General features: G+C 36.0%; 9 protein-coding genes. 5 read left to right on the forward strand and 4 right to left on the reverse strand.

Annotated features, from left to right (window positions below; genetic code table 11):
* Positions 1-59 precede the first annotated feature (59 nt).
* The 4 genes from HMPREF9018_RS09685 to HMPREF9018_RS09700 form a co-directional block, all read right to left on the reverse strand.
* Positions 60-1,022 carry a Fic family protein gene (locus HMPREF9018_RS09685; protein ID WP_008451130.1) on the reverse strand — a complete coding sequence of 321 codons (963 nt, stop codon included), beginning with the start codon at positions 1,020-1,022 and terminating at the stop codon, positions 60-62.
* The gene (locus tag HMPREF9018_RS09690; RefSeq protein ID WP_039864871.1) at positions 1,015-1,221 is read right to left on the reverse strand and encodes a helix-turn-helix domain-containing protein; all 207 of its coding nucleotides are present in this window, start codon (positions 1,219-1,221) and stop codon (positions 1,015-1,017) included. Before HMPREF9018_RS09690 ends, HMPREF9018_RS09685 begins: the two co-directional genes overlap by 8 nt.
* Before the next feature lie 533 nt (positions 1,222-1,754).
* A complete protein-coding gene (dnaK, locus tag HMPREF9018_RS09695) occupies positions 1,755-3,656 on the reverse strand; it encodes a molecular chaperone DnaK (RefSeq protein ID WP_008451152.1) in 1,902 nt (633 codons plus the stop codon).
* A gap of 194 nt (positions 3,657-3,850) precedes the next feature.
* Positions 3,851-4,279, reverse strand: coding sequence for an HU family DNA-binding protein (locus HMPREF9018_RS09700; protein WP_008451105.1), 429 nt, complete (start codon positions 4,277-4,279; stop codon positions 3,851-3,853).
* A 660-nt stretch (positions 4,280-4,939) separates the two neighbouring features.
* Between HMPREF9018_RS09700 and HMPREF9018_RS09705 the strand changes: the two genes are divergently transcribed.
* The 5 genes from HMPREF9018_RS09705 to HMPREF9018_RS09725 all read left to right on the forward strand — a co-directional run bounded on the left by HMPREF9018_RS09705 (position 4,940) and on the right by HMPREF9018_RS09725 (position 13,032).
* Positions 4,940-7,732 (forward strand): SusC/RagA family TonB-linked outer membrane protein, encoded by a 2,793-nt coding sequence (locus tag HMPREF9018_RS09705; protein ID WP_008451013.1) that lies wholly within the window; start codon positions 4,940-4,942, stop codon positions 7,730-7,732.
* Between the two features lie 3 nt (positions 7,733-7,735).
* Positions 7,736-9,139: a RagB/SusD family nutrient uptake outer membrane protein gene (locus HMPREF9018_RS09710; RefSeq protein WP_008451112.1), complete on the forward strand. Its 1,404-nt coding sequence runs from the start codon at positions 7,736-7,738 to the stop codon at positions 9,137-9,139.
* Positions 9,140-9,156: 17 nt separating this feature from the next.
* The gene (locus tag HMPREF9018_RS09715) at positions 9,157-9,831 is read left to right on the forward strand and encodes a DUF4843 domain-containing protein (protein WP_008451033.1); all 675 of its coding nucleotides are present in this window, start codon (positions 9,157-9,159) and stop codon (positions 9,829-9,831) included.
* 65 nt (positions 9,832-9,896) lie between these two features.
* Positions 9,897-11,441, forward strand: coding sequence for a PKD-like domain-containing protein (locus HMPREF9018_RS09720; RefSeq protein ID WP_008451069.1), 1,545 nt, complete (start codon positions 9,897-9,899; stop codon positions 11,439-11,441).
* Positions 11,442-11,517: 76 nt separating this feature from the next.
* A complete protein-coding gene (locus HMPREF9018_RS09725; RefSeq protein WP_008451064.1) occupies positions 11,518-13,032 on the forward strand; it encodes a leucine-rich repeat domain-containing protein in 1,515 nt (504 codons plus the stop codon).
* Positions 13,033-13,073 lie beyond the last annotated feature (41 nt).

Here is a 13,073-nt window from a genome sequence, read left to right on the forward strand (position 1 = left end):
ACGTTGTAATTCTTTTAAAAAAACATCCTACCTAACAATAGAGATTCCATGTGGAAAAATCAATCATTCTGCTCATAATAATATGAATAATCAATACCCTTCATGAACATTTCTCGGTCATCAATCTTGGTGGTGAGGGCTGGCTGTACCAAAGCCTTGATGTGTACGCTATCAGCTACACTCTCACGCATGGCTGATAGATATTCGTTCTTATCTATCTGACTCCAATCCACACACAGCTTGAGAGAACGCTTCAGCATCAGGTCGAGCCAAATGCGAGTGCTGCGACCGTTGCCTTCCATAAAAGGATGGGCAACATTGCATAAATTCGGCTGCACTCTACCATTAGTGAACTCGTTCACATGGTACTCGTTTGTACGAATTTTCATTTCAACATATTTGTCCATTATCTCGTTGAAGGTTGTTTCTGGCATTCGCTCTATTGTGTGCAGGGTTTCAGGGAAGTGCATACAATTAGCAAAGGTAAAACCACCTTTGGATATATTCTTAGTTCGGATTTGTCTGGCAAAGTCGTACAATCCACCAAAAAGATAAGCATGAATCTGTTGCAGACACTTGACGCTACCAGGCTCTGCCGTGTTCAAAAGTCCGCTCTCAAAAAGTTGGTAGGATTTCTTCTTACTCTGTCCATCAATGGTATTATCGCTGTAAGTAAACCAATCAAGAAAGTCATTAGCACGATTGTTGGGGTAGTTCTTTGCCAACAATACAACATCCTCACTATTAAGAACATCTGCCACGCGTAACTTCCCATCAGGAGCTTCAAACTTGAAGTTGTGAGTGGTACTCACGACTTTGACATCTTTTTGCTTCAACTTCCTTTTAAGCCATCGCCAATAGTTACTGGCTTTAGTATAGTCTGGTTCATTGTTAATAGCACGAACAATATCTGTTGCTGAGAACCACCAACAGTTTTGTTCGTCGTCCCACACCGCCCTAACTTCACGGTCGTTGAAAAAACGAATAGATGTTTTATGCTCTGCCATAATAAAGTTACTCATCTGGGGTGTTAATCAATTCTTTTGGATTGATTTGTAAAATCTCTGCTATCTGAAATAACAATTCGAGGCTTGGCTGACGACGATTGCAAACGTAGGAGTTCACAATAGTGAAACTCTTACCGAGTTTCTCTGCAAGCCATGTTTGCTTAATCCCTTTCTCGATAAGTACCTCTTTAATTCTATTAGTTGGACTTTCCATAAATATTATATGATTGTTTGCAAATATAGTAAATATTCTTGTATAAAGAATAGAAAAGGAGGAGATATTTTCTCCCATTTTAAAAGTCCTAATATCTACCTCTCTTATGTTGTTAATTATGCTGCATCAGACTATCTACTTTTGACTTCAGTTTCAAGCTATAATTATACGTCTTTTATGTTTGTAGCTGCCAATACACGAACATGCTTTACATAGTATTTAGATATTCTTGTTTAAATCATTACTTTATACTTAAGTTTCTATCTCTTCCACCCACTCTATTTCATATATTAGTAGCAAAAAGATACAAACTGTTTTACTTAAGAAATTTATCTATATGCTAACAATTATCTGAAGTCCTCTTATAAAAACCAATATATTATAACAGCTTACGCTTAGCTGTAGGTAATGGCTTTTTATCTTTACTGTTTTTTTACTTTCTTTATAATGTTCGTAGTTTGATTTTTTTTAACAAAAAAAGTCCATACTTTCCTATAACAGGGAGGTATGGACTTATATATTCTAATTTTGTTTTACTTCACTTCCTCAAAGTCAGCATCTTGTATATTATCATCTTGTTTTGGCTGCTCTTGCTGTGCCTGCTGACTATTAGCTGCACCTGCCTGAGCACCTGCCTGATTATACATTTGCTGTGAAGCAGCCTGCATAACACTGTTTAGATTAGCCGTAGCAGTGTCGATAGCTGCTATATCTTGAGCCTTATGAGCATCTTTAAGCTGCTGAAGAGCTGTTTCTATAGCCGATTTCTGATCGGCAGGCACCTTATCGCCATTATCCTTCAAGAAGTTTTCTGTAGTGAATATCATAGAGTCTGCTTGGTTAAGCTTATCTATCTTCTCACGTTCGGCTTTGTCAGATGCTGCGTTTTGCTCTGCTTCTGCTTTCATACGATTAATCTCATCTTCGCTCAAACCACTTGATGCTTCGATACGAATAGATTGCTCTTTGCCTGTAGCCTTATCTTTAGCAGACACGCTTAAGATACCATTAGCATCAATATCAAAAGTTACTTCTATCTGTGGAACACCACGACGAGCAGGAGCAATACCAGTTAAGTTAAACTGCCCAATACTCTTATTTTGTGATGCCATAGGACGCTCACCTTGAAGAACATGTATTGTTACCTCTGTCTGATTGTCGGCTGCGGTAGAAAATACCTCGCTCTTCTTAACAGGTATAGTAGAGTTAGCATCTATTAGCTTAGTCATTACACCACCCATAGTCTCGATACCAAGCGTTAATGGTGTTACATCTAGCAAGACAATATCTCCTACACCACTTTCCTTGTTAAGAATAGCTCCTTGTATAGCAGCACCTACTGCAACTACCTCATCAGGGTTAACACCCTTTGAAGGCTCTTTGCCAAAGTAGTTTTTTACTAATGTTTGTACTGCAGGTATACGGCTCGAACCACCTACAAGTATTACCTCGTCTATATCGCTAGTAGAAAGCTTAGCGTCCCTGATAGCATTCTGGCAAGGCACTAAACAAGCCTGTATCAAGCCATGAGCTAACTGCTCAAACTGTGAACGAGTAAGAGTCTTTACCAAATGCTTTGGCACACCACCTTCAGCAGTTATATAAGGTAAGTTGATCTCTGTAGATGAAGAAGAGCTTAGCTCTATCTTAGCCTTTTCAGCTGCTTCCTTTAAGCGTTGCATAGCCATAGGATCTTTTGTAAGGTCTATACCTTCGTCAGCTTTAAAGCCATTTACTAACCAGTCTATAATAACCTGATCAAAATCGTCTCCTCCAAGATGTGTATCACCATTAGTAGATAGCACCTCAAAGACACCACCACCAAACTCTAATATAGATATATCAAAAGTACCACCACCAAGGTCGAATACTGCTATTTTCATATCTTTATTAGCCTTATCTACACCATAAGCTAATGCTGCTGCAGTAGGCTCATTAACTATACGCTGAACATTTAAGCCTGCAATCTGCCCTGCTTCTTTTGTAGCCTGACGCTGAGAGTCAGAGAAATAAGCCGGAACGGTGATAACAGCATCGGTTACCTCTTGTCCTAAATAATCTTCTGCAGTCTTCTTCATCTTCTGAAGCACCATAGCTGATATTTCCTGAGGAGTATATTTGCGGTCGTCTATCTGTACACGTGGATAACCACCTTCATTAACCACCTTAAAAGGTACACGATTTACCTCTTTAGAGCTTTGATCGTAGGTTTCACCCATAAAACGCTTAATAGAATAAACTGTCTTTTCTGGATTTGTGATAGCCTGACGCTTAGCAGGATCGCCCACCTTACGCTCGCCACCTTCTACAAAGCCTACTACAGAAGGAGTAGTACGTTTACCTTCGCTATTAGCTATTACTACTGGCTCGTTACCTTCAAATACTGCAACACACGAGTTAGTTGTTCCTAAGTCAATTCCAATAATCTTTCCCATAATTATATATATATTTTTTTTATTTTTATTATTCTTGTATCATTACCCCAATGCGTTATACATTGGCGTTCGCTTAATTATTTACAAAGGTTGTGCCAACGAAAGAAAGTGTGACAAGATGGCAGACTTCTTTATTCTTAAATATTATCTTCTCTTAGAAAAACTCTCTACGCGTGTTTCTACCATGAAGCGTCTTATTTCAGCTCTCTATTATTTTTATCTGCCCATGCTACCTGCACACCAAACCCAAAATCCTCCACTTTGCGATTAGTATCAGGATCGCGACGACCTGAAGGCACAAACTTACACTTTACACTCTTTATATTTTTACGCAAAGAAAAATCCTCCGGACTATCTGAAGGAGTACTCTCCACAGTGAGATGAAAGCGCCCAAGCCCTTCTAAGACTACCGTCTTTCCATTTGCAAGCTGAAAACCTATCTCGTCTATCAACGCCACTACAATACCACGCACATCACCTCGCGTAAACGAAGTACTTTCCTGAATAGCATTAGATAAATCGTTAATAGTAGAAATACCATTACTTACCGTACGAGCGTGCCACTTTCCGCCACGATTATTTTCCTTAAACTTGCTTTGCTGTAATCTGATCTTTACTGCCATAATATTCTTTTTTTTTGTTAATCTGTTAGGTTATCTATCAAAAGGCAATACATAATATTAATAAAACTACTGATTTTATATATAACAAAAGATTGCCTATCTTTATAGAAAAGATATGCAAATATAAACAAAAATAATTTATTTTCCAAGTATTTTTAGATTATTTTTGATAGAAAAATAATTTATTTTCATTTTTTACTCGCCTTCTTTTTACAGATAAAACTATAGTTTTCAAAGCACATAGTAAGACATATTATTATGTTATATATAAGATGTATATGATTTTTAGAAATAAGCTTTTTTACTAAAACTTATATTTATTATTAAAAACAGCAATATAAATAAATCTTTACTTTTAGCAAAATATCTACAGAAAAGAACAAGCAAAATACCTAAAAATGTAGAAAGGTAACGAAGATTAATTATATTTACAAAAAGAGAAATATTTACCAAAACTAACAAAACGTTAGTTTTTGTAGCAAATCGCACGCTAATATAAGATAAACAAGTGCAATAATATAGGTTTAAAACATTTTAAGAAAATATTTTATAACACATTATCTATAATAAAATCACTAAAATTAAGTATTGTCTAACTTTTAGTAATATATTAATTTTGCATTTCCTATTTAATAAACAGATAGAACTATTGAGGCAATAATGGCACTAATACATCGGGATAACAAATATGTTTTTACAACTATATCTTTGCTTTTTGTAAGCCTTCTTTGTTTAGCACAAACACATAAAGACACTACGTCTATACACCAAGAAATGCTCGATGAAGTGGTGGTTACAGGCTATATTAATAAGCCTAAGGAAATATATACAGGTTCGGCATTTACCATTGACAGAAAAACTATAAATAACCAAGTAAACACAAACTTGTTAGAACTTATAAAAAATAATGTTCCCGGATTTGAACTAACTCCTGACAATAATAAAGGGTCTGACCCTAACAAGTTGCCAGATATGATTATACGTGGGCGAAGCAGTTTTATAGAGGGCGACCATACTAACCTTCCGCTTTTCATTCTCGATGGCGTAGAGGTAGATATACGAGTAGTTTTCAGCTTAAAGCCTTCCACCATCTCTCAAATATCTGTGTTGAAAGATGCTGCTGCCACTACTTACTATGGCTCGAAAGCAGCCAATGGTGTCATTGTCATAACGTCATTACCCTCTCGTATAGGAAAACTGGACATCGATTATAGTAATCGTTTTCAGGTGAGTGTAGCCGATTTGTCTGATTATAATCTGCTTAATGCTGCCGAGAAATTAGAATTTGAGCGCAAAGCAGGTTTATATGGCCGTTTCATAGGCAACAGCGATATAGATGTAAAACGCCAAAAAGACTATTATGCAAGACTGGACAGGGTAAAAGCAGGTGTTAATACCAACTGGCTAAAAATGCCGTTACGTACAGGGTTATCACAAACACATAACATTAACATTATGGGCGGAACACCATTATTTCGTTATACGCTTATGGCAGGGATTAATGATGTGCGGGGAGTTATGGATAAAAGCGACAGAAGAGATGGCTCGGTGAGAGTAAATTTGACATACGGCGATTTTTCAAAATTCTTCTTACAATACACTGCACTTATAATGGGTGGGCAAAGTCATGATGTGCCTTATGGCAGTTTTTCGGACTATACAAGACTAAACCCATACGATGAGCCATACAATAGCTACGGAGAGCTAAACAACCATCTTGCCTTTGGTATGGCTAATCCTATCTTTGAAAAGACTCTTTCCAGCTATATTCTGCAAAAAAACAAGGTTGTTACAAACAGTGCTAAAGTGCGTTGGAATATCTTAAAACATCTACGCTTAGAAGCTACAGCCTCTTTAACACAAACGCAAAACGATAACGAAACGTTTTATTCGCCACATTCTGTAAAATTTCATTATACGGATAAGGCTAAGCGCGGTAGTTTTGATATTATGCACAGCGAATCTACCGATTTTTCGGCAAATGCCTTTTTAGTTTGGGCTAAAGCTATAAAAAAGCATCAACTCATTGCTACCTTAGGACTTAACCTTCAGGCTACAGACGACGAAAGTAATGGGTTTACAGCCATTGGGATACTATCAGACAAGATAGACCATGCTTCACAGGCGGCAGCATTTGCTGAAGGGAGTACACCAAAGGGAGGAAAAGACAAAGCAAGAATGTTTGGAGGCTATTTAAACGTGCAATATGTTTTTGAAAATAAATATTTCATAGATGCATCTTTTCGCCGTGAAGGATCGTCAAAGTTTGGAACATCAGAACGCTACGCTCCTTTTTGCATGATAGGATTAGGGTGGAATATACATAAAGAGCGATTTTTTAGTGACAGCCCTATCAACTTGTTAAAGCTCAGGACAAGCATAGGCACCGTAGGTAATGTTAGTTTTAACCCTTATCAGGCTCAATTAGCTTACCGATACCATGCCAATTACATCTATAACAACGAAATAGGAGCTATGCCTGTAGCATTAGTAAACCCGAACTTAAAATGGGAACGAACCATAAAAGCCAATTTGGGGATTGATTTTAGTTTGTTTTCCGACCGCTTAAGTGGCTCATTCGACATATATAAAAACACAACTAATAATGTGGTTATGACCATATCAAAACCTTTGCATACAGGTTTTGCCAATGCAAAAGAAAACTTAGGTCAGATACGCAACAGTGGTTACGAGCTGTCGTTGCGTGGTAGGATTATAAATAGTAGGCTTTGGGGTCTAAACGCATATTTTACAGCGAGCCACAATCACAATGTAATTGTAAAAATAAGCGATTATTTAAGAAATCAAAACGCACATAACGCAAAGCTCTCAGGTAGGCTACCCGCAGCAATATACGCTGAAGGAGAGTCGCTTACAGCCTTAAAGGTAATGCTCTCGGCAGGTATAAATCCTTCAAACGGCAAGGAAATATTTATTGGAGAAGATGGAGAGCAAACCTATACATACAATTATAATGCGCGAAGAGTAGTTGGCGACCTTACTCCAACGCTGCAAGGAGCATTTGGCTTAGCTACTAATATTAGCAATTTTAGCCTTACCGTATCGTTTAACTATCGTTTAGGTGCAACAATCTATAACGGAACTTTGGCAAACAAGGTAGAAGGCATCAACCCTATGTATAATGCTGACAAGAGAGTGTTTTACAACCGCTGGCAAAAGCCTGGCGATAAAGCTATCTATAAGCATATTGCTGCTCAAGAAGATACACCTCCCACTTCTAGATTTGTAAAAAAAGAATACGCTTTAGAGGGCACTTCGCTTATGTTAGGGTATGACGTGCCAAATAGTTTGTGCAAATTAGCTCACCTGCAATATGTACGCTTTACTTTTTCTATGGGACAATTCCTGCACTTATCTACTATAAAGCGTGAAAGAGGCTTATCTTATCCGTTTGCAAATATCTATGAGTTAGGACTTAACATTAAAATATAAGAAATGAGAGCAATAAAAATATTCTTTATAATGAGTCTGCTTACATCTACTTTTTCTGCATGTAATTTCATCGATATAGACACGCCCGGACTTATCAATGACAAGCAAATGTTTGCCGATGAGCAAGGTGCAAAAGACGCTCTTACTGGTATTTATGCCACACTTACAAAAGCCGACCTTTACGGTAGTAACCTCTCTTTTGGTTTTATAGATGAGATAGCACAACTATATTATAACGACCACGAGTCGTCTACAACTACCCTACTTGCAAAAACATACGATTTACAATATAAAGATAAAGAAGTAAGACGAATAATCGACCAGATTTGGGCAACAGCCTATTATGATATTTATGCCATTAATAGCCTTTTAGAACACATAAAAGATAAAGACACCCCTAAAATGTGCAACTACAGAGCACAAGCTCTTGCCATTAGAGCAATGTTACATTTTGATTTGCTTCGTCTTTTTGCACCAAATATTAATAATCCTAACGCTTTAGCCATACCATATATAACAAAGGCAAGTAACCAGATATGTGAAAAGAAAACCGTACAAGAATGTTATCAGGACATTATGCACGACTTAGAAGAAGCAAAAAAAGAGTTTTCAAAGAAAGAATATCCAACTGTTAAAAATGTATATATCACCCTCAATGCCGTAAAAGCTATCCAAGCTCGTGTGGCTTTATGGGGAAACAATAACAAAAAGGCAGCCACCTTAGCAGAAGAGGTTATAAACAGCCACTATAAACTGGTGAAAGAAAACGATGTTTTACAGCTTTTCAGAGGTTATGATGCAGAAACAGAATGTATTTGGGTGTTAAATGCGCCTAAAATGTACATCAATGTACGACAATTGTTTTATCCTGAACACAGCACGCCTACCTGCAATATGGTAAGGGAAAACTATAAACGCTTGTTTAAAACCGAGACCTTCTCTACCATAAATAATGATTATCGGTATCAAACTTATTTTACTGCTACTAATTGGGGAAAGCCTGTTACTGCTTTTATAAAGCTTTATGATAAAGATTATGATGAAAGCCAGCAATGGAAGTCTAACAGAACACCCGGAGTTAATATGATTCGTCTTCCTGAGATGTATTATATTTTAGCAGAAGCTATATATGATAAGGATAAACAAAAGTCGCTAAAGGCTATAAATACAGTTGTAACGGCAAGAGGTTTACAACCTATATCAATGGACGAAATTAGTACTAAGAAGCTCTTTCAGAAATGGATAGCTGACGAGATAACAAGAGAATATTGGGGAGAAGGGCAAATATTCTTTACCTACAAACGTTTGTGGCGTAGCATGGACGGACTGAACGGTAAACATATAGAAGCCAGTAACGAAACCTATGTACTGCCACTACCCGAAAGCGAAAAAGGATTAGAGAAATAAAAACAAAGACAAAAGTTATGAAAAAAACACTTTCTACCATTCTTTTTTCTACAGCACTATTACTCATATCAAGCTGTTCATCTTATTTTATAGAGCCATCTAAAAGTGGGATATGCTTTGAGAAATCTACCTATAGCATATCTTTAGGCAGTTTGCCTTATGCAACTACCGATTCAGTGGTGAGCGTTATTATAGAAACAATAGGAGAATTGCACATGGAAGAGCGTTACTACAAATTGCAAATTATAGACACTGCTACAACGGCTATTGCCAATTTGCATTACGACCCATTAATATTAAGCAGAACAATAAAGCCAAATGCTACCCACGATACATTAAAGATAAAAATTAATCGTCGCTCTTTAGACGACCATTCTACCTATACGCTAACCCTTGGCATTGATCCCTCATCGCCATTACAGCCAGAGATTATGGAGCATAAAATAGCCAAAATATTATTTAACAACCGGTTAGATATTCCTTCATGGTGGACATCTGTGGCTTATTGGTTAGGAGAATATAATATTAAGAAATATCAAAAATTTATAGAATATTATGGTAACCCTGTAAGAAAGGAACAGTTTGAAGATCGTAAATATGAATACCTGCGCATTTTTAAACGTGTAAAAGAATATTTCGACATTCACCCCGAAGAAGGTGTAATATTCCCTAATGTTACTTGGGAGGTATAGGTGCCATATTTTAGATAAATATTTATTAAAAAAAAACAGACATTTAATTAATAGAAACAGACAAAATGAAAAAATTAAAAAACATCTACCTCTTGTTTATAGCAATGTTATTATTAACAGCTTGTTCAGAAAACAATTTTGACAATAGCGACCTGAGCCATAAAACTACTGAAGGAAAACTAAGTAGTATTGAAGGTATAGAGAAAGCATATAGCATAAAACAAGGTGCTATATTGCAAATAAAGCCAAACATAAAGTTCTCTAACGATCAGAAACAAAAAGTTACTTACCAGTGGAATATCAATCATAAAGAAGTAAGTAATGAAGAAACATTAAATTACACTTGCTCTACATTAGGCACCTTTTCATGTTTCCTAAAGGTAACGGCGGCTGACGAAACAGCTAAAATTATAGAGTTTAAGCTCTTTGTTTACTCCGATTACAATCGCGGGTTACTATTATTTACTGAAGGAGAGAAAGGTGCCGAACTTGCTTATAAGGCTTTAGACATAAGTAATATACCTATGGCTACAAACGTTTTCAAACAAAGTAACCCTAACCTTACATTAGGAACAGAGCCTTTAGCTCTTTGCTGGACAGGAGAAGGTATTACAAACCCTAACAACATAGAAGACACAGATGGGTTAAATGTGGTTATTAGTACCGATAATCCAAGAAAAGTTTACTTGCTCGACCCTAACACACTCGAAGTAAAAACAGAAGTGCAATACGATGGCAAAGGCGAATTTTATCCAAACTTTGCTTTTGCGCCGTTTGGAGGGCAAAACTTTATGTGGAATAGAGATTTTAATGTGATTTTTTTCGTAGGAAATGGTAAGGATTACTTAATGACATTAAACCATCATTTCCTTGAGGATAAAATTAATCATCAAATGCCTAAGGACGTTAAAATAGCCGATTTAGCTTGTTCTTTTATACCTTTACCTACCGATATGGTACGTGTATATTTTGATTTGAAATCGAAACATTTACTGTATATTGCTGCAATAGGAAGGACAGCATTAGGTGAAACTGTTTGTGATGTTACACCTATGGCATTACTACCTTGTGATGGAGTATATGCAGACGGACTGGCTGACAATCGTTATGAGCCACGCCACTTCTTATTTGTAGGATATACAAGCAATAAAGAGGTTAATATTTATCGATTATCTATTTCCCGTACATCACAAAAAAATCCAAAAATAAAAGAAATTGTTTTAACTAACATCTCGTCTAATGGCAACATAAAAAGTACCGATGCTATTGGTGTAAACCCTACAAAACCAATAATGTATTATGGTAACGAAAATGGTAAAATATTCGCTTTTAACTATGAAGCGCAAAACTTTAGCAATAAGCCTTATATAGATTTGGGTGAAAACTTTAAGGTAAAACAAATCATCTTCAATCCTTATAATTCCAATGAAATGTATGTTGCTGCCGAAGATAAGAAAGCTTCAAAATATTCATGTGCCTCTGTTTTCATAATCAACGCAACAAACAAAGAAAGCGGAGAAATTATAGAATCTGACCATAACGTGGGAGGTAAAATACGTAGAATGGTGTTTAAAGGAAATGGAAAAGAACATTTAGATAGAATAAAATAAAAAAGATATTCATAACAGTAAGTAATAATATCACATAATATAAATTAATAAAAATAACAAATAAAAAAAAGTAATTATGAAAGTTTTTTGTAAATATTCATTTGTCGCTTTAATATTGTTCGCAGCTTTTATGGTAAGTTGTAGCAAAGACAATGATGATATTAATCCAACAAAAAAAGAAGAACAGAAAGGTTCGCAAGGCACTAAGACTTATGAAAAGCTGCAACTTTCTACAGCTACGCTCTTGATGAAAGCAAGTCAGGAAGCATCTATAAAGATTCTACAAGGAAACGGAAAATATAGTTGTAAAGTTATAGATAGCAGCATAGCTATAGCAACTTTAAATAACAATGTTATAACCATCAAATCGCTTTCTATAGGCGAAACAGAACTTATTGTAACCGATGAAGACAGTAAAGAGCAAGCAAAGGTAAATATTCTTGTAGAGGAAACTGACACACAGATACCTGATGGCGTTGAGATAAAAGATAATGTTATTAAAAAATGGCCTGCTGAGTTAATACCAGAAGGTGGCAAAATAGTTCTTAAAGAAGGCATTACAGGTATAGATGTTGAGGCTTTCAGAGAAACACCAATACAAGAAATAATATTTCCTTCTACATTAAAATATGTTGGTAAAGGGGCATTTTCTTACTGCAACAAGTTGCATAGAGTAGTTTTATCTCCTAATTTAGAAAAAATAGATGAAGATGCTTTCTATCAATGCCACGCTTTGCAAGAGGTAAATATACCTAAATCGGTAAAAGAAATAAAAGCAAACGCATTTGCTTATTGTAATAATTTACAAAAAGTTACTTTAGATGAAGGTCTTGAAACCATTGGAGAAAGCATGTTTTATGGTTGTAATCAATTAACGGAAATAAAGTTGCCTACTTCTTTAAAGGATATTGAAGGAAACGCTTTTGGTGCCTGCAGTAGTCTGGAATCTATCATTATTCCAAATAATATTACAGAGATAAAAGCTACTACTTTTAAGGATTGCAAATCATTATCATCTGTTCAGCTTCCTAAAAATCTATCTTTAATAGGTAGTCAGGCTTTTTATGGTTGTAAATCGCTAAAGAGCATAACACTCCCAGAAACGTTAGAAAGATTAGAGCTATCTGCTTTTAGTAGCTGCGAAGAGCTAACAGAGGTTATACTTCCAAAGAATGTTAACTTTATAGGAGGCGGCTTATTTGCTGATTGCAAAAAATTGAGCAAAGTAAATATACCAGAAAAAGTGAAAGTCATCAATGTGAAAACTTTTCATAACTGTGAAAGCTTAACCAGTATTGTAATTCCAGAAGGTGTTACAGAGATAAAGCATTCGGCATTTCTTAACTGTAAAAAACTAACAAAAGTAGATCTGCCTTCTACACTTAAGAAAGTTTTTCTAAATACATTTACTGGTTGCTCTAACCTTGCTGAAGTTATCTGTCGTGCAACAACACCTCCCACAACAAATGCTGCCATCTTTAACAAAACTCCAACAACCAAAAAACTTTACGTACCTAAAGGAAGCAAAGAGCAATATAGTAACGATGAAAGGTGGGGTAAAGCTAACTTTGCAGAGGTAAAAGAGCTTTAACGCAACACATAAAACGTATTATAGCAACAAAAAAATAACAA

The sequence above is a fragment of the Prevotella amnii CRIS 21A-A genome, assembly GCF_000177355.1.
GTDB classification, from domain to species: domain Bacteria; phylum Bacteroidota; class Bacteroidia; order Bacteroidales; family Bacteroidaceae; genus Prevotella; species Prevotella amnii.